This window comes from Enterobacter sichuanensis, from assembly GCF_009036245.1.
Taxonomy (GTDB): Bacteria; Pseudomonadota; Gammaproteobacteria; order Enterobacterales; family Enterobacteriaceae; genus Enterobacter; species Enterobacter sichuanensis.
Map to the genome: position 1 here is coordinate 3,955,406 of NZ_CP027986.1, position 20,930 is coordinate 3,976,335.

The window sequence follows — 20,930 nt, forward strand, 5'->3', positions numbered from 1 at the left end:
GAAAAATGGCAAACCAAACCGTAATCAAGCTGCAGGACGGCAACGTGATGCCCCAGTTGGGGCTAGGTGTATGGAAAGCCGGTAACGACGAGGTCGTCTCCGCCATTCATAAGGCCCTGGAAGTCGGCTATCGGTCGATTGATACCGCCGCCGCATATAAAAATGAGGACGGCGTGGGTAAGGCTCTGACCAGCGCCGGTGTCCCTCGCGATGAGTTATTTATCACCACGAAACTCTGGAACGACGATCAAAAGCGCCCGCGCGAAGCGCTGCAGGAGAGCCTGGAGAAACTCCAGCTTGATTTCGTCGACCTGTATCTGATGCACTGGCCGGTTCCGGCTATCGACCATTACGTTGACGCCTGGAAAGGGATGATTGAACTGCAGAAAGAGGGGCTGGTGAAAAGCATCGGCGTCTGTAACTTCCAGGTACCTCACCTGCAGCGCCTGATAGACGAAACGGGCGTCGCGCCGGTGATTAACCAGATCGAGCTGCACCCGCTGATGCAGCAGCGCCAGCTTCACGCATGGAACGCCACGCACAAAATCCAGACCGAATCCTGGAGCCCACTGGCTCAGGGCGGCGAGGGGGTGTTCGACCAGAAAATTATCCGCGATCTGGCGGATAAATACGGCAAAACCCCGGCGCAGGTTGTCATTCGCTGGCACCTGGACAACGGCCTGGTGGTGATCCCGAAATCGGTCACGCCATCGCGCATCGCCGAGAACTTCGACGTCTGGGATTTCCGCCTGGACAAAGATGAGCTGGGTGAGATTGCGAAGCTGGATAAGGGCAAGCGTTTAGGGCCGGATCCGGATCAGTTTGGCGGGTAATACCTAAAACGAGCCCGATCTTACACCGGGCTCGTTTTAATCTATAAACCGGACTGACATCTCGCTTCTCCGGGGAGGTCAGGCAAGGTGCAAATAACGTTAAACGCTTTCCCTTCAAGTTCATGTGGTCCGCCGAGACCGCCGCCTGCTTCTGCTTCATATTCCTTTCCGTTGACACTTATCTGGAGCGGGGTGCGATAAATCCAGTCCATCGGACCTATTGGCAGAAAGAAGATCCACTCATGCTGGCTCTGAAAAGCAAAACGACCGTTGTCGTCAGAAAGCGTTTGCTCCCTCTCTAATGTTATTTTAGCGCCCGGGACTGGCTTACCTGCGCTGTCGATTAGACGTCCTTCCACTTCTGGCTGTGTCTGGCGGTGCATTACACAACCGCTTAACGTCAGGCCAATCAGCATCGCTCCCGTTAACTTCATTATTTTCATGTTGGGCCTCCTGCCCTTATGCAGAAAAAAGCCGGGGGGCGTCTGCGCCTTACCCGGCCTACGCGCTGAACTGTAGGCCCGGTAAGCGCAGCGCCACCGGGCAATATGTCTAGCCGCTCTTACGTTTTACGTTTTTCTTCGTTCCCGCCCCACCGTTCGAACGCTGATGCACAATCGGCGTGTGCTTGGTCAGCGCCGGGCGCGTATTGCGGTTCTGGCGACGCGCTTCGCGCATCTCCTCAAGCGTAGGCGCCGGCACCAGGCAGTCGCGGCGCGAGCCGATCAGGTGCTTTTTGCCCATCTCTTCCAGCGCCTGGCGGATCAGCGGCCAGTTTTTCGGATCGTGATAACGCAGCAGCGCTTTGTGCAGACGACGCTGTTTATCCCCTTTCGGCACCACCACCTCTTCGCTCTTATAGCCAATCTTACTCAGCGGGTTTTTGCCGGTGTAATACATGGTCGTCGAGTTGGCGAGCGGTGAAGGATAGAAGTTCTGCACCTGATCCAGACGGAAGCGACGCTGCTTAAGCCACAGCGCCAGGTTCACCATGTCCTCATCACGCGTGCCAGGGTGCGCCGAGATGAAATACGGGATCAGATACTGCTCTTTGCCCGCCTGCTTCGAGTAGGTGTCGAACAGCTCTTTAAAGCGGTCGTAGCTGCCCATGCCCGGCTTCATCATCTTCGACAGCGGGCCTTCTTCGGTATGCTCCGGCGCAATCTTCAGATAGCCACCCACGTGGTGCGTCGCCAGCTCTTTGATGTAGCGCGGATCTTCCACAGCGATATCGTAACGTACCCCGGAAGCGATCAGGATCTTCTTGATGCCTTTCAGATCACGCGCGCGGCGGTAGAGGTTGATCGTCGGCTCGTGGTTGGTGTCCATGTGCTGACAGATATCCGGATAGACGCACGACAGGCGGCGGCAGGTCTGCTCCGCGCGTGGCGACTTACAGCGCAGCATATACATGTTGGCGGTTGGGCCGCCAAGGTCGGAAATCACGCCGGTAAAGCCCGGTACGGTGTCGCGAATGGCTTCGATCTCATTGATGATCGAATCTTCAGAGCGGCTCTGAATAATGCGTCCTTCGTGCTCGGTAATAGAGCAGAAGGAGCAGCCCCCGAAGCAGCCGCGCATGATGTTGATCGAGAAGCGGATCATCTCATACGCCGGGATACGGGCGTTGCCGTACGCCGGGTGCGGCACGCGCTTGTAAGGCAGCGCGAAGACGCTGTCCATCTCTTCCGTGGAGAGCGGGATCGCCGGCGGGTTGATCCAGATAAAGCGCTCGCCGTGCTTCTGCATCAGGGCGCGGGCACAGCCCGGGTTGGTTTCATGGTGCAGAATACGGGACGCGTGCGCGTAGAGCACCTTGTCGGCTTTCACCTTCTCGTAGGACGGCAGCAGCACATAGGTTTTTTCCCACGGTTTCGGGCGCGGCGGCTGCACGACGATCGCCTTTGCCTCCGCCTTCTTTGGCTCTACCGGCTTGTTATCGGCACACGGCAGATCTTCACCATAGGGGTGGGGGATCGGGTCGATTTTGCCCGGCATATCAATGATACGGGAATCCACCCCGCTCCAGCCTGGCAGCGCCTCTTTCACCATGATCGCGGTATTGCGCACGTCGCGGATGCTGCTCACCGGCTCGCCCTGCGACAGACGGTGCGCCACTTCCACCAGCGGACGCTCACCGTTACCGTAAATCAGCATGTCGGCTTTGGAATCCACCAGCACCGAACGGCGCACGGTATCTGACCAGTAGTCGTAGTGCGCGGTGCGGCGCAGGCTCGCCTCGATGCCGCCCAGGATCACCGGCACGTCTTTCCAGGCTTCTTTGCAGCGCTGGGTATAGACCAGCGTGGCACGGTCAGGACGTTTACCCGCTACGTTATCCGGGGTGTAGGCATCGTCATGACGCAGCTTACGGTCGGCGGTATAGCGGTTAATCATCGAGTCCATGTTGCCTGCGGTCACGCCGAAGAACAGGTTGGGTTTACCCAGACGCATAAAGTCGTCTTTGCTGTTCCAGTCAGGCTGGGAGATGATCCCCACGCGGAAGCCCTGCGCTTCAAGCATACGGCCGCAGATGGCCATGCCGAAGCTCGGGTGGTCAACGTAGGCATCGCCCGTGACCAGAATGATATCGCAGCTGTCCCAGCCCAGTTGGTCCATCTCTTCCCGGGACATCGGCAGGAACGGCGCCGGTCCAAAGCAGGCCGCCCAGTACTGGGGCCAGGAGAAGAGGTCACGATCCGGCTGGATCAGGGAAATTGCGCTCATAATGCTTCCGAAGAAAAAATAGACAAAAGGAGCCGGATTATACGCTGTTCATCCGCCAGATTTGAAGAAAAGGATGCAGCAAGCAGGCAGATATTCACAGAAGTCGTTAAAATACGCCGCCCTGATAATTTTGAATCATAATATTCACTATATTTTCCGGTGATTTGCCCCGGAATACGTGTTTGCGCGGAGCTCACCTGTGAAGCCCAACGATTCGTTACATGTCTCCCAGTTGCGGGTGGTCCTTCACCTCTGTGGTTTTCTGGTGCTGCTGTACAGCCTCTCCATGCTGCCGCCGATGGTGATCGCTCTGCTGAACAAAGAGCGAACCTACTTTGCGTTTTTGACCACCTTTTTGACCTTTTTCAGCCTCGGTGGGATGGCCTGGCGGGCCACCCGTCACGCCGGTATACAGCTGCGTACCCGCGACGGTTTTGTCATTATCGTCCTGTTCTGGCTGCTGTTCTCATTCATTAGCGCCATGCCGTTATGGATGGATGACGGCCTGCAGCTCTCCTTTGCTGACGCGCTCTTTGAAGGGGTTTCCGGGATCACCACCACGGGCGCCACGGTCATCGGGGATGTTAGCGCCCTGCCTAAGTCCTACCTTTATTACCGCGCACAGCTCAATTTCATAGGCGGGTTAGGCGTTATTGTGCTGGCCGTCGCGGTTCTGCCGCTGCTGGGCATCGGTGGCATGAAGCTGTACCAGTCAGAAATGCCGGGGCCGTTTAAAGAGGAACGCCTGACGCCCCGGCTCGCCGATACCGCACGCACGCTGTGGGTAACGTACTTAGCGCTGGGGCTGGCCTGTACCCTGGCCTACTGGCTGGCGGGAATGTCCTTTTTTGACGCAGTCTGTCACGGGCTTTCAACCGTATCGTTGGGGGGATTTTCAACCCGTAGCGAAAGCATCGGTTTTTATGACAGCCACGCGATTGAGCTGGTCGCTGGTGCGTTTTCCTTGCTCTCCGCCTTCAACTTCACGCTCTGGTATGTTGCCATTGCCAGACGCACGCTAAAGCCGATTCGTCGCAGCCCGGAGGTCAAATTCTTTCTGAGCGCCGCCGGGGTGATTATTCTTATCACCGCCTGGCAGGTCTGGCATGCCGGGATGTATGACGCCACGGATAGCCTGGTGCACGCCTTCTTCCTTGCCAGTTCGATGATGACCGATAACGGCCTTTCAACAGCGGATTATGCCCACTGGCCTGCACACACCATTTTCCTGCTGTTGAGCGCCAGCTTTTTTGGCGGCTGCGTAGGCTCGACCTGCGGCGGGATCAAGGCCCTGCGTTTTCTGATTATGTTCAAACAGAGCATTCAGGAGATGAATCAGCTGGCGCATCCGCGGGCGCTGCTGAGCATCAAAGTTGGCAACAGCGTAGTGAATGAGCGCGTCCTGAGATCGGTATGGAGCTTCTTCTTTCTCTACGTGATGATCACGGGCTTTTTCGTCTGGGCGCTCAATCTGATGGGCTACGACCTGTTTACGTCATTCGCGACGGTTGCCGCCTGTATCAACAACATGGGGCTGGGCTTTGGCGAAACAGCCTCAACCTTTGGGACGTTAACAGAAGGGGCTAAGCTGTTGATGTGCGCGGCGATGATCTTAGGGCGTCTGGAAATTTACCCGGTGCTGATTCTGTTTTCGCGCTTTTTCTGGCGGGCTTAAACCATTCCCGGCGAACCGGGAATGTGAGAGGTTATGGCGCGGGATTGATCAGCATTTGCCCCACGGAGCCCCTGTCCATCATCTCCAGCGTCTGGCTGTGGAACAGGAACGGGAAGTGCGGCCACGAAGGCTGACCATAGTAGACGAGCAGTTCAACCTGACCATCCACCCAGACGGTATCTTTCCAGCCGCGGTCTTCCGGGAACGGCATCGCACCGTTCACGTTGCGGATCAGGAATGACACGCCTTCAATATGGAACGACTGCGGCATGTCCGAGCGAACAATCCAGCGCTCCCAGGTGCCCTGCTGCGCGGTAATGTCGATACGGTTGACGTCCCACAGCGCACCGTTGATGCCCGGATCGTCGCCCAGGCTGATATCCCGGCTGCGCACCGGCGAACCGCTCATGATCTCCTGCGGCAGCAGGCGCATGGGCAGGCTGTCGGTCACCAGCGGCAGCAGGCCGGTTGGGCGCAGGGTCAGCACCAGGGTGGAAACCAGAATACTCGACGGCTCAAAGAACCCGCGAATACGGTCCACAATGCTCGCCGCTTCGCCGCAGGTGACAGAAACTTCATCCCCGTTGGTCATATCAATGAGGATTTCGCGGCGCTCACCCGGCGAGAGGGCCAGCTGTTTAACGGACACCGGTGCCGGTAAAAAGCCCTGATCGCCGGAGATGACGTGCAGCGGACGGCCATCGCTCATCTGGAGCTGATAGCGGCGCGAGTTAGAGGCGTTGAGCAGACGCAGGCGTACCCAGCCGCGCGAGACTTCTACGTAAGGGCTTTGTGCGCCGTTGACCAGCAGCGTATCGCCCACAAAGCCACCGCTGCCCGGCTCGCTGTATTCCGGCGTACCGAAGTTATCCAGACGTTTGTCCTGGATAATAATCGGGAAGTCATCCACACCGTAGTGGTTCGGGATCGGCAGAGATTTACTGACCTCATCTTCCACCAGCCACATTCCGGCCAGGCCGTTATAGACCTGCTGCGCCGTACGGTTAGGGGTGTTGGCGTGATACCACAGGGTGGCCGCGCTCTGACGGATCGGCAGCACCGGCGCCCAGTCGGCGTTAGGCGACATCATGCGCGCCGCGCCGCCAATCAACGGGCCCGGAACCTGTAAACCGCTGATGGTCATAGCGACATTTTCAGACGTACGGTTGCTGTAGATGAGCTTAACGTCATCGCCATTCCATACGCGGATGGTCGGCCCAAGGTAACGTCCGTTAATGCCCCAGACCGGCGCGCGGGTTCCCTGGGTAAAGGACCAGTGGCTGCGCTGCAGCGTCAGGAAAAGCGGCTGACCGCGACGGGATTCTATCAACGGCGGAATGGGCAGCGGCTGCTGCTGCCCGGCGGCGCTGGCTGTCAGCGGCATCGCACCCGCACAAAGGGCGATCCCCGAAGCCTGAATAAACTGACGCCGACTGAGTGACATATAAGCTCCATCTGAAACGACTAACAACGCGGGAATTCGTTTTCCCTTCAACGCCGGGTTAAATCTTACCGGCGGCTTCTCTCTCTGCGACTTCTTTGTCGAGCAGCGCAATATGCTGAGCCATCAGCTCGCGGCAGTGTGCTGCCAGCTCGCGCACCTGATCTTTACCGTATTTGCTGGTATCAACGGGTGGCAACATTTCGACAATCACCAGCCCGTTATTCAGGCGGTTAAGATTAATCTTATTAGAAGTATTGGAAACGCACACAGGAATAATTGGAACACCTGCCGCAATTGCGGCATGAAACGCTCCGGTTTTAAACGGCAGCAGGCCGCGACCGCGGCTGCGCGTTCCTTCCGGGAACATCCAGATTGAGATTTTGCGCTTTTTAAAATGGTTCACCACTTCCGCAATGGTGCTGTGCGCTTTTGCACGGTTATTACGATCGATCAGCAGGTTGCCGGTAAGCCAGTACAGCTGACCGAAAAACGGGATCCACAGCAGGCTTTTTTTCCCCACCGTCACGGTCGGCGGAAGGACAATATTGGAGGCCGTCACCATATCGTAGTTGTTCTGATGGTTAGCGATATAGATGGCGTTACCGAAATTCTCCGCCCCTTCAGGCAGACGTTTTTCAACCTTCAGACCGAACAGTGGCGCCAGACGACCGAACATATGACCAAAAGTGGCAACATGCTTCGGATTACGCGGGCTGAACAGGCAATAAACAGAGCCGAAAACACAGACCAGAATGCAGTAGATAACGGTAAGAATGAGACGAACAATGTATAGCATAGCGACCTCTGAAGCCCTGACAGCTGACAATTATACTTCACCTGTGGCCAGGTAAGGACTTTATTACGAGCGCGTATTGTTAATCGCAACGCACGAATTAACAACGATTTTACGGGAAATTTTATTGAAATTCCCCCTCCGGACAGAGGGGGATATCACGACATCACTCTTCGCTGTCACCCGCGGAGCTGCGTGCAGGAGAGTCAATCTCCACGCGGTCGATACGCTGCAGGCCGCGCATCAGCGAGCCGCGGCGACCGCGCTCACCCACCACTTTCTGCAGCTCTTCCGGACGAAGTTTGATTTTACGCTTGCCGACATGGATGGTCAGCGTGCTCTGCGGCGGCAGAAGGAAGAGGTGCGCCAGGCCATCTTCGCCTTTCGCGGCTTCCGCCGACGGGATGTTGATGATCTTGTTGCCCTTGCCTTTTGACAGCTCCGGCAGATCGCTGACCGGGAACATCAGCATACGTCCGGCGGTGGTGATCGCCAGCAGCATATCGCTTTCGTTCTCGATCACCAGCGGCGGCATCACGTGAGCGTTGTCCGGCAGGCTAATCAGCGCCTTACCGGCACGGTTACGCGAGACCAGATCGTTAAAGGTACAGATAAAGCCGTAACCCGCATCAGAGGCCAGCAGCAGTTTCTGGTCATCGGCTTCCATCAGCATATGGTCAACCGTCGCCCCCGGCGGCAGCGTTAGCTTACCGGTCAGCGGTTCGCCCTGCCCGCGCGCGGATGGCAGCGTAATCGGGTCGATGGCGTAGCTACGACCGGTGGAGTCGATAAACGCCACCGGCTGGTTGCTCTTACCTTTCACCGCCGCTTTGAAGCTGTCGCCCGCCTTGTAGCTGAGCCCCGGCGCGTCGATATCGTGCCCCTTGGCGCTGCGCACCCAGCCGCTCTGCGACAGGACAATGGTCACCGGCTCGGACGGCTGCATGTCGTGCTCGTTCATCGCCTTCGCTTCTTCGCGCTCGTGCAGCGGAGAACGGCGGTCGTCACCAAACGCGTCGGCATCGGCCTGCAGCTCTTTTTTCAGCAGGGTATTCATCTTGCGTTCGGACGCGAGGATCGCCTGCAGCTGATCGCGCTCTTTTTCCAGCTCGTTCTGCTCACCGCGGATCTTCATCTCTTCCAGTCTGGCGAGATGGCGCAGCTTCAGTTCGAGGATCGCTTCGGCCTGGGTTTCGCTGATGCCAAAACGCGACATCAGGGCAGGCTTCGGCTCGTCCTCGGTACGGATGATCTCAATCACCTCGTCGATATTGAGGAACGCCACCAGCAAACCTTCGAGGATATGCAGGCGCTTAAGCACTTTCTCCAGACGATGGTTCAGACGACGGCGAACCGTATCGCGGCGGAACGTCAGCCATTCGGTGAGGATCTCCAGCAGGTTTTTCACCGCCGGGCGTCCGTCGAGGCCAATCATGTTCAGGTTGATGCGGTAGCTTTTTTCCAGATCGGTGGTGGCAAACAGGTGGTTCATCACCTGCTCCATGTCCACACGGTTAGAGCGCGGCACAATCACCAGACGGGTCGGGTTTTCGTGGTCGGACTCGTCGCGCAGATCATCCACCATCGGCAGCTTTTTGTTGCGCATCTGGGCGGCGATCTGCTCCAGCACTTTAGCGCCGGAGACCTGATGCGGCAGCGCGGTGATCACCACGGCGCCGTCCTCTTTGGTCCACACCGCGCGCATGCGCACGGAGCCGCGACCGTTCTGGTAAATTTTACGGATTTCCGCGCGTGAGGTGATGATCTCGGCTTCGGTCGGGAAGTCCGGCCCCTGCACGATATCCAGCAGCTCATCCAGCGAGGTTTTCGGTTGCTCAATCAGGGTGATGGCGGCATTCGCCACTTCACGCAGGTTGTGCGGGGGAATGTCCGTCGCCATACCAACGGCGATACCGGTGGTCCCGTTCAGCAGGATGTTCGGCAGACGCGCAGGCAGCATCTTCGGCTCCTGCAGCGTGCCGTCGAAGTTTGGCACCCAGTCAACGGTACCCTGCCCCAGCTCGCCCAGCAGCACTTCGGCATATTTAGACAGACGGGATTCGGTATAACGCATCGCCGCGAAGGATTTCGGATCGTCCGGCGCCCCCCAGTTCCCCTGACCATCCACCAGCGGATAGCGGTACGAGAATGGCTGGGCCATCAGCACCATCGCTTCATAACAGGCACTGTCACCGTGCGGATGGTATTTACCCAGCACGTCACCGACGGTACGGGCGGATTTCTTGAACTTGGCGGTAGCATTCAGCCCCAGTTCGGACATCGCATACACGATGCGGCGCTGTACGGGCTTCAGGCCATCCCCGATAAACGGCAACGCCCTGTCCATGATGACGTACATGGAGTAGTTCAGGTAGGCGTTTTCCGTGAATTCATGTAGCGCGAGGCGCTCTGCCATATCGCTCATTACGTGTGATTCCTCAACTCAGAAACCGATGGGTTTCAGGCAATATTGCCGCAGATACTACCCTATCTGACGAGTTGAGTCACAAAGAAAAAGGGCCGCTCAGGCGGCCCTTTCCGGGTTATTTGTTCAGCTTAATGATCTGCTTCACATCGATTTCAAAATCGTTCCACTCTTTATCGACCTTGCCCTGGATTTCCACTTTATCCTGCGGGGTGACGGTCACGCCGTTCCAGCGCTTGTGGTCAATCTCCACGTTTACCGTGCCGGTCTCATCGCGGAAGGTGTAGCGGTCGTCGGACAGGCGCTGGGTAATGTTCCCGCGCAGCTTCACCCAGCTGTCGTCTTTCATCTCTTTAACCTTCACCGCGGTGGTGAGGTTCGCGTCATTATCAACAAACCCGCCTGTCTGCGCGTGAGTCTGAGTTTGCGTGGCTGACGGGCCGTTAAATCCGCCCTGGGCAGCAAAAACAGGGGCAGTGGTCATCATCATGATGGCAGCAATCGCAGCGAATTTTTTCATATTAACTCTCCCTTTAATCTGGTTTCGCAAACCATTTAACAGGGTAATCCTTAACAACTTCTTAAGGGGAAAATTTATTTATTTTTACTGTACAGCAGGCGGATTCAGAGGGTTTACTGACGACATCAAGGAGGGAATATGCGCATTTTACTGGTAGAAGACGACAAGCTCATTGGCGACGGCATCAAAACGGGCTTAAGCAAAATGGGCTTTAGCGTGGACTGGTTTACCGATGGAAAAACCGGCCAGACCGCACTCTACTCTGCACCTTACGATGCCGTGGTGCTGGACCTGACGCTGCCGGAAATCGACGGTCTTCAGATCCTGCGCGCATGGCGAGAAAGCGGCCGCAGCGAACCGGTATTGATCCTGACCGCGCGGGATGCGCTTAACCAGCGCGTCGAAGGGTTGCGCCTGGGCGCGGATGATTATCTCTGTAAGCCGTTCGCGCTGATCGAGGTGGGTGCCCGCCTCGAAGCGCTGGTCCGCCGCAGCCACGGCCAGACGCGCAGCGAGCTGCGCCACGGTAAGGTCACTCTCGACCCGACAAGCCTCGTCGCCACGCTGGAGGGGGAAACGCTGACGCTCAAGCCCAAAGAGTTCGCCCTGCTGGAGCTGCTGATGCGCAATGCCGGCCGCGTGCTGCCGCGCAAAGCGATCGAAGAGAAGCTCTACACCTGGGACGACGACGTCTCCAGCAATGCGGTGGAAGTCCATGTCCACCATCTGCGCCGCAAGCTTGGCAGCGAGTTTATCCGCACCGTGCACGGCATCGGCTATACCCTGGGTGACGCATGAAACTGACGCAACGCCTGAGCCTGAAGCTGCGCCTGACTCTCCTCTTTTTAGCGCTCTCCCTGACGGCATGGTTTGCCGCCAGTCTGGTGGCCTGGCAGCAGACGACCCACAAGCTGGATAAGCTGTTTGATACCCAGCAGATGCTGTTCGCCAAACGGCTGCTGACGATGGATCTGGACGAGATCCGTGCCCCTGAGCGCATGCGCGAAATCCCGAAAAAAGTGAAGCATGGTCGTCTGGATGACGACGCGCTGGCTTTCGCCATTTATGCCGTCGACGGCAAAATGATCCTCAATGACGGCGAAAACGGGCGCGATATCCCGTATCACTATCGTCGCGACGGGTTTGCTAACGGAAGGCTTAAAGACGATAACGATGAATGGCGTTTCTTATGGCTGACGTCACCCGACGGGAAATACCGCGTGGTGATCGGCCAGGAGTGGGAGTACCGCCAGGAGATGGCGCTGGACGTGGTCAGTTCACAGCTCACGCCCTGGCTGGTGGCGCTGCCGGTGATGCTGCTGTTGCTGATTGTCCTCCTGAGCCGGGAACTGAAGCCGCTGAAAAAGCTGGCGCAGACCCTGCGCGCCCGCTCGCCGGATGCCACCGATACTCTGCCGACGCAGGGCGTCCCTGCGGAAGTGCGCCCCCTGCTTGACGCGCTGAATCATCTCTTCGCACGTACCCAGGAGATGATGATCCGCGAGCGTCGTTTTACCTCCGATGCCGCTCACGAGCTGCGCAGCCCACTGGCGGCCCTGAAAGTGCAAACTGACGTGGCGCAACTCTCTCTGGATGACCCGCAGGCGCAGGAAAAAGCGCTTTCGCAGCTTCATGCGGGGATCGACCGCGCCTCCCGGCTGGTGGATCAGCTTCTTACGCTCTCGCGTCTGGATTCGCTGGACAATCTGGAAGATGTCGAACCCATCACGATGGCCGATTTACTGCAGTCAGCGGTGCTGGATATCTGGCATCCGGCTCACCAGGCGGGCACGGATATTCGCCTGAACATTCATGCCCCGGAGGTGACACGCACGGGTCAGCCACTGCTGATGAGCCTGCTGGTACGTAACCTGCTGGATAACGCGATTCGCTACAGCCCGCGCGGCAGAGTGGTGGACGTGACGCTGGACGCCCGGAGCTTCACCGTGCGCGACAACGGCCCGGGGATTTCCCCCGAGGCGCTGGCGCGTATCGGCGAGCGGTTTTATCGCCCGCCCGGCCAGGATGCGACGGGCAGCGGGCTGGGGTTATCCATTGTGAAATGTATTGCTGCGCTACATGGACTGCGTGTCTCGCTGAACAATGCGCCGGAAGGGGGCCTGGAAGTCAGGGTCAGCTGGTAAGGGATTATTGCGTTTAATGCAAAAGACTTTGCACATTTTGCTCATTTTACCGTCCCGCCCTCGCGCGTAGAATACTCGCCATACTCTCATCGACGAGGACAAATAATGAGCAACATTCTGATTATCAACGGCGCGAAAGAGTTCGCGCACTCGAAAGGCCAGCTGAATGACACCCTGACCGAGGTCGCGGACGGTTTCCTGCGCGACGCCGGGCATGATGTTAAGGTCGTGCGCGCAGACAGCGATTACGATGTGAAAGCCGAAGTGCAGAACTTCCTGTGGGCTGACGTGGTGATCTGGCAGATGCCTGGCTGGTGGATGGGCGCACCGTGGACCGTGAAAAAATACATGGACGATGTGTTCACTGAAGGTCACGGCTCGCTGTATGCCAGCGACGGCCGCACCCGCTCAGATGCGTCTAAAAAATACGGTTCCGGCGGCCTGATTCAGGGCAAAAAATATATGCTGTCGCTCACCTGGAACGCCCCGCTGGAAGCTTTCACCGAGAAAGATCAGTTCTTCGAAGGCGTGGGCGTTGACGGCGCGTATCTGCCGTTCCACAAGGCTAACCAGTTCCTGGGCATGGATCCGCTGCCGACCTTTATCGTCAACGACGTGATTAAAATGCCTGATGTCCCGCGCTATATCGCAGAATATCGCAAGCATCTCGCGGAAATTTTTGCTTAACTGGTAACCTGGAATTAAAGGAGTAGTCACAATGCTTACCGTTATTGCAGAAATCCGTACTCGTCCAGGTCAACATCACCGTCAGGCGGTGCTGGATCAGTTCGCGAAAATTATCCCGACCGTACTGAAAGAAGAAGGCTGCCACGGCTACGCGCCGATGGTGGATGCCGCCACTCACGCCAGCTTCCAGGCGACCGCACCGGACTCGATCATCATGGTTGAGCAGTGGGAAACCGTCGCGCACCTTGAAGCGCATCTGCAGACCGCGCACATGAAAGCGTGGAGTGATGCCGTGAAAGGTGACGTGCTGGAAACCCACATCCGCATTCTGGAGCAAGGGGTTTAAATTTGTGGAATTTGCCGGGTGGCACTGCGTTTACCCGGCCTACAAAACCTGAACCGTAGGCCCGGTAAGCGCCAGCGCCACCGGGCTTTGTTGTTTTTAGCTGCTTTTCTTCCCCGGTTTTAACCCACGGTGTAGCTCGTTAATACGCTTCATGGACCTGATGGTGCGCTGCGGCTCGGTGGCGGCGACGGATAAAATGAGCATCTCCAGACACAGCAACACCGTGCCATGGAGCGGAATTTTACCCTTTTCACCGCCGCGCGGGACGTGGATCACTACGCTTGACTCTTTACTGAAACGTGAATCCAGCGCGTTGGTCAGCAAAATGGTGGGGATGCCCAGACGTTTCGCTTCACGCAGCGTAGTTTGTCCTTCCCGGTGCGCGGATTTCTGCGCCATCATCACCAGCACGTCACCGCGCTGAAGCGCTATCAGCTGTTCAGCAAGGCCTATCCCGGTGCGATTAAGCGGCGTGGCGGGCAGCCCCATCCGGCTGAACAACCTGGCGGTGTACTCGGCCAGAATGCCGGAGGCGCCAATCCCAAACAGGGCGACCTGCCTTGCCTGTGCCAGCAGTGAGACCGCCTGCGCCATCGCGAAGCGGTTGTGCGGTTGCGACAACACCTCGCAGGTGTGCTGGTGCCCTTCCAGCACAAAATCGATACTCGCATTCACGTCGCTGGTGAGCGTATTGACCGTAGAGGAGATTTTTTCGCTCGAGGTCACCACCGGACCAAACCACTGCTCCAGGGTCTGCTTGAGATCGCGCAGTCCGGCAAAGCCCAGCGCCTGGATCGCGCGGACCACCGTGGCGTCTGACGTTTTAAGCTGCGTGGCGATCTCCATTGCCGTCTGCTCCATCACCGCTTCGCGATTGTCATGAATATAGCGGGCGACCTGCAGCAGACGCGGCGTCAGCTGATGCGCCCGCGCGCGAAAACGTTCGCCATAAACATCCACGCGACCTTTCTCTTTGCGGATCACCGTGATGCCTCCGGCAGCGGACGCCCGGCAATCTGCGACTGTACCTGCGCGGCCATCAGCCCTAACGAGGCGAACGAATTCGAGATGGCCTCCTCGCGCGAGATCAGCACGTAGTGTCCGGTCCGGCAGGCGTTCAGGAACTGGCACCAGCCCGGCATCACGGCATCCATTGCCGCCAGCTCATCCTGCGGTTTTCCGCCGGTGTCCCCGCGCCAGGTAGCAAAGACAAAATCGGCATCCAGCTCCGGCAGGCGCTCGGCGCTGACGTCAATGCGCCCTCCGTCCGGGATGCTCTCAATCAACGGCGGGAATGTGAATCCTGCGTCGCGCAGCACGCGTCCAAGCGAGTGGTAGCTGTGCATGGCGTTAATTTTCCCCTGGTTGGCCTGAATGACCGACACGGTGATATGGCGGGTGTCGAGGGTTGCCTTCAGCGCTTTGATTTGTGCCTGATAACGGCGCTCCAGGATTTTCAGCCGCGCCTGCGTACCGGTAAGCTGCGCCAGCTTGCGGTAGATTTCCGGCGCACCGCCGTCGAGGTGATCGATACTCACCGTCGGGGCAATTTTCGCAAGCTGTTCCACTGGGGTATTACGGGTCGGCTCGGTAATGATCAGGTCAGGTTTGGCGGCGGCAATGGCTTCAATGTCGATATCGGCCGTGCCGATAAATTTGATGTCGGAGTTATCGAAATCGACACCCGTTAACATGCCGCTGGAGCGCAGAAAGTGGCTACCGTCCGGGCGCGTGCGGCCATGGCTTGCGACCGGTGGCACGCCAAGCTCAATCAGCGGAATGGTGATATCCAGGTCATGCAGCGAGACGATCCGCTTTGGGTGAAGCGGCACAACAGCCTTACGTCCCAAATCGTCGGTAAATGTTTGAGTCGGCTCAGCCGCACTCACTGCAAACCCCACCAGCAACAGCATCGAAAAAAGTACGCGCATTATCGTCCTCTAAAATCTGTCCCGGCGCTGCCAGAGCAGCAGCAGGAAAAACGGTCCGCCAATTAATGAAATGACAATGCCCGCCGGCAGCTGCAGCGGGAGGAATGCCAGCCGTCCAATGTTATCCGCCAGCAGCACCAGCAGCGCTCCCAGCACGGCACTGCCCGTCAGGAGCGCGGTTTGACCACCGCGCAGCAGCAGGCGCGCCATGTGCGGGGCAATCAGCCCCACGAAGCCAATACTGCCCACGCAGGAGACGCAGGCCGCCGTCAGCACCACCGGGGCGAGAACCCGCAGCAGCGCCAGCCGGCTGGTGCGCACGCCAAGGCCCGCTGCGGCCTGATCGCCGAGCAGCGCCACGTCCGCGGCACGGGCGGTAAACAGCAGCAGCGCAAACGCGGGGGCAGCCCAGAGCGCGGCCAGCCCCACCAGCGTCCAGTTTGCCGCATGCAGGCTTCCCGCCAGCCACAGCATCGCCGTCTGCACGTCGCGCACGTCAGCGGTGGTGATAAAAACCCCCATTGCCGCGGCAAAGGCCCACGACACGCCAATACCGATCAGGATAAATCGCGGGCGCGAGATATCCCGCGCCAGGGCTATCACCAGCAGCGCGGTGAGCAGCCCACCGGCCATCCCGACCAGCGGACGCCAGGCCAGGCTTAGCGCCGGGAACTGAAAAATCAGCAGCAGTACCGCTGCGCTACAGCCCTCTTTCACGCCGATCAGTCCCGGATCGGCCAGGCCATTGCGGGTGATAGACTGCATGGCTGCCCCTGCCATACCGAGCATTGCGCCGCACAGGATCGCCATCAGCAGACGCGGCAGGCGGATGTCCATCACGATGTAGCGCGTCTCTGTCGTCAGACTTTCAGGCAAAAACAGCGCGCGTCCGATGGCGGAGGTGGGAATGGGCAGGGACCCGTGCGTCAGGCCAAAACCGGCCAGCAGGCAGGCGGCCAGCGTCAGGATGGCAAGACACGCCAGCGCCTTTGGACGAACCAGCGCTGAGAAGGTGCCAACGCGCAACGCACGCAGTCCGGCGCGGTTCATTTAAACATCCTCGACGCCATGAAGATAAAGACCGGGGCGCCCACCAGGGCGGTCATGATGCCGGTTGCCAGCTCCCAGGGCGTAAACAGCCTCCGGGCCGCAATATCCGCCAGCAGCAGAACCAGCGCGCCGCACAGCGCAGACAGCGGCACCATCACCCGCAGATCGACCGACACCAGACGGCGAATAAGCTGCGGCACCACAAGGCCAATAAAGCCAATCGGCCCGGCAATGGAGACGGCCGCGCCGCAGAGCAGCGCGATAGCCAGCAGAGCGAGCAGACGGGTTTTCAGCAGCGATACGCCAAGCCCCTGCGCCATGTTGTCGCCAAGCGCCAGCATATTGAGCGAAGGCGACAGCGCAAGAGCAAGAACAAAACCAGCGGTGGCGGCCCATAGGGCGCTCTGCAGCGTCTGTGCGTTGACCCCGGCGACATCACCCGCCAGCCAGGTGCGCAGGGAGAGCAGCGTCTGTTCGTCCAGAATCAGCACGGCGGCGGTCACTGACGAGGCAAAGGCCGACATCGCGACGCCGCACAGGGTGACTTTCATCGGCGTGAGTCCGGTCCGCCCGGAAGAGGAGAACACCAGTACCAGCAAAAACAGCGTGGCGGCACCGGCAGCGGCAATAAGCGGCTGCCCCACTGGCAGGGTCAGGCCCAGCGCGCTCGTCAGCACCACCGCCAGCGCCGCCCCGGCATTGAGCCCCAGAATATGCGGCTCAGCCAGCGGGTTGCGGATGACCGACTGCAATAATACCCCCGCCACGCCCAGCGCCGCGCCAACGATCGTGGCCGCCATCAGGCGTAACAGGCGCAGCCTGATGATGATGTTATGGTCGAAATTGTGCGGGTCGAAAGCGAAAAAGGCCTGGGCCACTGTCCAGGGCGGAATAACGCGCGCGCCAGTTCCCAGATGGGCAATCGCGCCCGCCGTCAGCAGTAAGGCAAAAAGAATAAACGCCAGAGAGGTGCGGATCATTTTTCAGCGACCTGGCGAAACGGCATAAAGAACGGTTTGCCGGTCAACGGGTTGATGGACATATGCACGTCGACATCGAACACCGCTTTAATAAGCTCTGGCGTACAAACGTCCCCCTCATGCAATACCCCCTCCACCTTTCCCTGGCGTAAAAAGACCAGCGTATCGCCATAGTTCACGGCGAAGTTAAGATCGTGCAACACCACCAGCACGGTACGCCCGTGCTCACGCGTCAGCGTATGTAGCAGTTCGAGGATCTCCACCTGGTAGCGAAGATCGAGAAAGGTGGTGGGTTCATCCAGCAGGATATACGGCGTTTGCTGCGCCAGCGCCATCGCGATCCAGCAGCGCTGTCGCTGACCGCCGGACAGGCTTTCTACCGGCATATGGGCAAACGCTGCCGTACCGGTCAGCCGCAGGGCCTCTTCCACCGCCAGTTCGTCCTCTTCGCTCCACTGGCGCATAACGTTTTGCCAGGGATAACGACCGCGCGAGACCAGTTCAAAAACGGTTAACCCTTCCGGCAACAGCGGGGATTGCGGCAGAATGCCAAGCTGACGGGCGACCGCTTTGGTCGGCTGCTCATGAATGGCTTTGCCGTCCAGCAGCGCGGCCCCCCCAAGTGGCCGCAGCAGCCGCGCGATAGTGCTCAACAGCGTGGATTTCCCGCAGCCGTTCGCTCCTACCAGCACCGTCATTTTCTGCTGAGGGATCGCAAGGGTGAGCCCATCAATGATGATTTTTTTCTGATACCCCGCAGAGAGGTTCTCCAGAACCAGTCCCGGTTTGTTTGTGTTGTGAGCCACGTGAATGCCAACGTAATGAAAAGCCAATAAATAAAAATAAAACTCATTCTCTTTTGAGAGTTTGACGCTGCGCCATGTAGTAGTCAAGCGAAGAAACACCCTGTAAAAAACCAGGGGGAAACGGACAAGCAAGCGAGCTCGGATAGCTTTATATCAACTTTATTTTCAATAAATTAACTCTGTCGCCGTTACGCTTTATCTCCTTATTTCTAGCTGTAGTCGATTTATGCTTTTTTCCATTTACTACTACATCTGCTCATGATTGAATGATTCTCAATTACATGTCCGATGCCAGTTCTGGCTAACGGGCAGACCGTAAGGGGCAATGACTCACACATTCTTCCGCGAAACGTCTTTTGCGGAATATTTCGGGATAACAGATGTAATGGCTACGTTCACACCTTCACTCTCTGGGGTAAAAGGGCGCGCGCTCTTTTCACTGCTGTTTATGGCGCCGCTGGTGCAGGCAGCAGACACCACCACGGCTAAAGACGGCGAAACGCTGACCGTCACGGCCGATCCAAATACTACGGCGGACGCCACGAACGGCTACCAGCCGCTGAATACCTCCACCGCCACGCTAACCAACATGCCGATGCTGGATATCCCGCAGGTGGTGAATACCGTCAGCGATAAGGTGCTCCAGGATCAGCACGCCACCACGCTGGATGAAGCGCTCTACAACGTCAGCAACGTGGTGCAGACCAACACGCTGGGCGGCACGCAGGATGCGTTTGTGCGCCGCGGGTTTGGCGCGAACCGCGACGGCTCGGTCATGACCAACGGTCTGCGCACCGTGCTGCCGCGCAGCTTTAATGCCGCAACCGAGCGCGTGGAAGTGCTGAAAGGCCCCGCCTCGACGCTTTATGGCATTCTCGATCCCGGCGGGCTGATTAACGTGGTCACCAAACGCCCGGAACAGCGCTTCGGCGGGTCGATTTCTGCCACCTCTTCCAGCTTTGGCGGCGGCACCGGACAGGTTGACGTCACCGGCCCGATTGACGGCACGCGGCTGGCGTATCGCCTCACGGGCGAATATCAGGACGAGGATTACTGGCGTAATTTTGGTAACGAACGCAGCACCTTTATCGCTCCGTCGCTCACCTGGTTTGGTGACGATGCCACCGTGACCGTGCTCTATTCCCATCGCGACTATAAGACGCCGTTCGATCGCGGGACGATCTTCGATCTCAACACCAAACAGCCGGTAAACGTGGATCGTAAAACCCGCTTTGACGAGCCGTTTAATATCACTGACGGGCAGTCGGACCTCGCCCAGCTCAACGCGGAATATCGTCTCAACAGCCAGTGGACCGCAAAGTTCGACTACAGCTACAGTCAGGATAAATACAGCGATAATCAGGCCCGCGTGATGGCCTATGATTCAAAAACCGGCAACCTGACCCGCCGTGTGGATGCCACCCAGGGATCGACCCAGCGCATGCACAGCACCCGCGCGGATCTGCAGGGGAATGTGGATATTGCCGGTTTTTACAATGAGATCCTGACCGGCGTGTCGTATGAAAATTACGATCTGCTGCGCACAGACATGATGCGCTGTAAAAACGTGAAAGATTTCAACATCTACCACCCGACGTATGGCAACCTCGGCAAATGCACCACCGTGTCGGCGTCCGACAGCGATCAGACGCTCAAGCAGGAGAGCTACTCGGCCTACGCGCAGGATGCCCTGTACCTGACCGACAACTGGATCGCCGTCGCCGGGCTGCGCTATCAGTATTACACCCAGTACGCAGGTAAAGGTCGTCCGTTCAACGTCAATACCGACAGCCGCGACGAGCAGTGGACGCCAAAGCTGGGGCTGGTTTACAAGCTCACGCCATCCGTCTCGCTGTTTGCCAACTACTCACAAACGTTTATGCCGCAGTCGTCGATTGCGAGCTACATCGGTGATCTGCCGCCGGAAACGTCGAATGCCTATGAAGTGGGTGCAAAATTCGATCTGTTCGACGGGATTACCGCCAATATCGCGCTGTTTGATATTCACAAGCGCAACGTGCTGTACACCGAGAGCATTGGCGGGGAAACCATCGCCAAGACTGCGGGACGCGTGCGCTCTCAGGGCGTGGAGGTGGATCTTGCCGGGTCGCTGACCGAGAACACTAATATCATCGCCAGCTATGGCTATACCGACGCGAAGGTGCTGGAAGATCCGGACTATGCCGGCAAACCGCTGCCGAACGTGCCGCGCCATACTGGCTCACTGTTCCTGACCTATGATATTCACAATGCGTTTGCCGGGAATACCCTGACGCTGGGCGGCGGCGGGCATGGCGTAAGCCGTCGTTCCGCGACCAACGGGGCGGATTATTATCTGCCGGGCTATTTCGTGGCGGATGCGTTTGCGGCGTATAAGATGAAGCTGCAGTATCCGGTGACGCTGCAGGTGAACGTGAAGAATCTGTTTGATAAGACCTACTACACCTCGTCTATCGCCACCAACAATCTGGGTAACCAGATTGGCGACCCGCGCGAAGTGCAGTTTACGGTGAAGATGGAGTTTTGATGTAAAAAAGCCCGGTGGCGCTAATGCTTACCGGGCCTACGA

General features: G+C 58.1%; 18 protein-coding genes. 7 read left to right on the top strand and 11 right to left on the bottom strand.

The features are described 5' to 3' along the window. Nucleotides 1–5 precede the first annotated feature (5 nt). Nucleotides 6–833: a 2,5-didehydrogluconate reductase DkgA gene (gene dkgA, locus C1N69_RS19110; protein ID WP_155031713.1), complete on the top strand. Its 828-nt coding sequence runs from the start codon at nucleotides 6–8 to the stop codon at nucleotides 831–833. 41 nt (nucleotides 834–874) lie between these two features. Here dkgA and C1N69_RS19115 read toward each other — a convergent pair whose 3' ends face one another. Together C1N69_RS19115 and C1N69_RS19120 are read right to left on the bottom strand one after the other, a co-directional pair. Then, nucleotides 875–1,276 carry a transthyretin-like family protein gene (locus C1N69_RS19115; RefSeq protein ID WP_045285897.1) on the bottom strand — a complete coding sequence of 134 codons (402 nt, stop codon included), beginning with the start codon at nucleotides 1,274–1,276 and terminating at the stop codon, nucleotides 875–877. 109 nt (nucleotides 1,277–1,385) lie between these two features. Next, complete coding sequence (locus C1N69_RS19120) at nucleotides 1,386–3,560, bottom strand: YgiQ family radical SAM protein (protein WP_045285898.1); 2,175 nt, start codon at nucleotides 3,558–3,560, stop codon at nucleotides 1,386–1,388. A gap of 199 nt (nucleotides 3,561–3,759) precedes the next feature. Here C1N69_RS19120 and C1N69_RS19125 point away from each other — a divergent pair, with 199 nt between their 5' ends. Continuing rightward, a complete protein-coding gene (locus C1N69_RS19125) occupies nucleotides 3,760–5,235 on the top strand; it encodes a TrkH family potassium uptake protein (RefSeq protein WP_155031714.1) in 1,476 nt (491 codons plus the stop codon). 31 nt (nucleotides 5,236–5,266) lie between these two features. Here the strand turns inward: C1N69_RS19125 and ftsP are convergent, their stop codons facing one another. The 4 genes from ftsP to C1N69_RS19145 form a co-directional block, all read right to left on the bottom strand. Beyond that, nucleotides 5,267–6,679, bottom strand: a complete 1,413-nt coding sequence (gene ftsP / locus C1N69_RS19130) for a cell division protein FtsP (RefSeq protein ID WP_045285900.1) — start codon at nucleotides 6,677–6,679, stop codon at nucleotides 5,267–5,269. 58 nt (nucleotides 6,680–6,737) lie between these two features. Continuing rightward, nucleotides 6,738–7,475, bottom strand: coding sequence for a 1-acylglycerol-3-phosphate O-acyltransferase (gene plsC, locus C1N69_RS19135; RefSeq protein ID WP_025758488.1), 738 nt, complete (start codon nucleotides 7,473–7,475; stop codon nucleotides 6,738–6,740). Nucleotides 7,476–7,638: 163 nt separating this feature from the next. After that, entirely contained in the window at nucleotides 7,639–9,897 is a 2,259-nt protein-coding gene (parC, locus tag C1N69_RS19140; protein WP_045285901.1) for a DNA topoisomerase IV subunit A, read from the bottom strand. Nucleotides 9,898–10,015: 118 nt separating this feature from the next. Then, nucleotides 10,016–10,417: a YgiW/YdeI family stress tolerance OB fold protein gene (locus C1N69_RS19145; protein WP_025758490.1), complete on the bottom strand. Its 402-nt coding sequence runs from the start codon at nucleotides 10,415–10,417 to the stop codon at nucleotides 10,016–10,018. Nucleotides 10,418–10,555: 138 nt separating this feature from the next. Here C1N69_RS19145 and qseB point away from each other — a divergent pair, with 138 nt between their 5' ends. The 4 genes from qseB to C1N69_RS19165 all read left to right on the top strand — a co-directional run bounded on the left by qseB (nucleotide 10,556) and on the right by C1N69_RS19165 (nucleotide 13,594). After that, nucleotides 10,556–11,215, top strand: coding sequence for a quorum sensing response regulator transcription factor QseB (qseB, locus tag C1N69_RS19150; RefSeq protein WP_155031715.1), 660 nt, complete (start codon nucleotides 10,556–10,558; stop codon nucleotides 11,213–11,215). Then, a complete protein-coding gene (gene qseC, locus C1N69_RS19155) occupies nucleotides 11,212–12,561 on the top strand; it encodes a quorum sensing histidine kinase QseC (RefSeq protein ID WP_155031716.1) in 1,350 nt (449 codons plus the stop codon). The genes qseB and qseC overlap by 4 nt, the downstream gene beginning before the upstream one ends. A 105-nt stretch (nucleotides 12,562–12,666) precedes the next feature. Continuing rightward, complete coding sequence (locus C1N69_RS19160; RefSeq protein ID WP_008502985.1) at nucleotides 12,667–13,248, top strand: NAD(P)H-dependent oxidoreductase; 582 nt, start codon at nucleotides 12,667–12,669, stop codon at nucleotides 13,246–13,248. A 31-nt stretch (nucleotides 13,249–13,279) separates the two neighbouring features. Next, nucleotides 13,280–13,594, top strand: a complete 315-nt coding sequence (locus tag C1N69_RS19165) for a putative quinol monooxygenase (protein ID WP_025758496.1) — start codon at nucleotides 13,280–13,282, stop codon at nucleotides 13,592–13,594. Between the two features lie 96 nt (nucleotides 13,595–13,690). On the opposite strand, the gene C1N69_RS19170 is transcribed toward C1N69_RS19165, so the two are convergent. From C1N69_RS19170 to C1N69_RS19190, 5 genes are read right to left on the bottom strand one after another with little or no spacing between them, the layout of a single operon-like run. Further along, nucleotides 13,691–14,578: a MurR/RpiR family transcriptional regulator gene (locus C1N69_RS19170; RefSeq protein WP_155031717.1), complete on the bottom strand. Its 888-nt coding sequence runs from the start codon at nucleotides 14,576–14,578 to the stop codon at nucleotides 13,691–13,693. Further along, the gene (locus C1N69_RS19175; protein ID WP_155031718.1) at nucleotides 14,575–15,525 is read right to left on the bottom strand and encodes an iron-siderophore ABC transporter substrate-binding protein; all 951 of its coding nucleotides are present in this window, start codon (nucleotides 15,523–15,525) and stop codon (nucleotides 14,575–14,577) included. Before C1N69_RS19175 ends, C1N69_RS19170 begins: the two co-directional genes overlap by 4 nt. A gap of 9 nt (nucleotides 15,526–15,534) precedes the next feature. Further along, nucleotides 15,535–16,575 carry a FecCD family ABC transporter permease gene (locus C1N69_RS19180; protein WP_155031719.1) on the bottom strand — a complete coding sequence of 347 codons (1,041 nt, stop codon included), beginning with the start codon at nucleotides 16,573–16,575 and terminating at the stop codon, nucleotides 15,535–15,537. Beyond that, complete coding sequence (locus C1N69_RS19185) at nucleotides 16,572–17,555, bottom strand: FecCD family ABC transporter permease (protein ID WP_155031720.1); 984 nt, start codon at nucleotides 17,553–17,555, stop codon at nucleotides 16,572–16,574. The genes C1N69_RS19180 and C1N69_RS19185 overlap by 4 nt, the downstream gene beginning before the upstream one ends. Beyond that, the gene (locus tag C1N69_RS19190; RefSeq protein WP_047959858.1) at nucleotides 17,552–18,361 is read right to left on the bottom strand and encodes an ABC transporter ATP-binding protein; all 810 of its coding nucleotides are present in this window, start codon (nucleotides 18,359–18,361) and stop codon (nucleotides 17,552–17,554) included. The genes C1N69_RS19185 and C1N69_RS19190 overlap by 4 nt, the downstream gene beginning before the upstream one ends. 385 nt (nucleotides 18,362–18,746) lie before the next feature. Here C1N69_RS19190 and C1N69_RS19195 point away from each other — a divergent pair, with 385 nt between their 5' ends. Then, the gene (locus C1N69_RS19195; protein ID WP_155031721.1) at nucleotides 18,747–20,888 is read left to right on the top strand and encodes a TonB-dependent siderophore receptor; all 2,142 of its coding nucleotides are present in this window, start codon (nucleotides 18,747–18,749) and stop codon (nucleotides 20,886–20,888) included. Nucleotides 20,889–20,930 lie beyond the last annotated feature (42 nt).

Coding starts and splice junctions, on each gene's coding strand:
- C1N69_RS19195 (WP_155031721.1), top strand. CDS start 18,747: ATGGCTACGTTCACACCTTCACTCTCTGGGGTAAAAGGGCGCGCGCTC.
- C1N69_RS19145 (WP_025758490.1), bottom strand. CDS start 10,417: ATGAAAAAATTCGCTGCGATTGCTGCCATCATGATGATGACCACTGCC.
- C1N69_RS19115 (WP_045285897.1), bottom strand. CDS start 1,276: ATGAAAATAATGAAGTTAACGGGAGCGATGCTGATTGGCCTGACGTTA.
- ftsP (WP_045285900.1), bottom strand. CDS start 6,679: ATGTCACTCAGTCGGCGTCAGTTTATTCAGGCTTCGGGGATCGCCCTT.
- C1N69_RS19165 (WP_025758496.1), top strand. CDS start 13,280: ATGCTTACCGTTATTGCAGAAATCCGTACTCGTCCAGGTCAACATCAC.
- C1N69_RS19180 (WP_155031719.1), bottom strand. CDS start 16,575: ATGAACCGCGCCGGACTGCGTGCGTTGCGCGTTGGCACCTTCTCAGCG.
- dkgA (WP_155031713.1), top strand. CDS start 6: ATGGCAAACCAAACCGTAATCAAGCTGCAGGACGGCAACGTGATGCCC.
- parC (WP_045285901.1), bottom strand. CDS start 9,897: ATGAGCGATATGGCAGAGCGCCTCGCGCTACATGAATTCACGGAAAAC.
- qseC (WP_155031716.1), top strand. CDS start 11,212: ATGAAACTGACGCAACGCCTGAGCCTGAAGCTGCGCCTGACTCTCCTC.
- plsC (WP_025758488.1), bottom strand. CDS start 7,475: ATGCTATACATTGTTCGTCTCATTCTTACCGTTATCTACTGCATTCTG.
- C1N69_RS19160 (WP_008502985.1), top strand. CDS start 12,667: ATGAGCAACATTCTGATTATCAACGGCGCGAAAGAGTTCGCGCACTCG.
- C1N69_RS19185 (WP_155031720.1), bottom strand. CDS start 17,555: ATGATCCGCACCTCTCTGGCGTTTATTCTTTTTGCCTTACTGCTGACG.
- qseB (WP_155031715.1), top strand. CDS start 10,556: ATGCGCATTTTACTGGTAGAAGACGACAAGCTCATTGGCGACGGCATC.
- C1N69_RS19120 (WP_045285898.1), bottom strand. CDS start 3,560: ATGAGCGCAATTTCCCTGATCCAGCCGGATCGTGACCTCTTCTCCTGG.
- C1N69_RS19175 (WP_155031718.1), bottom strand. CDS start 15,525: ATGCGCGTACTTTTTTCGATGCTGTTGCTGGTGGGGTTTGCAGTGAGT.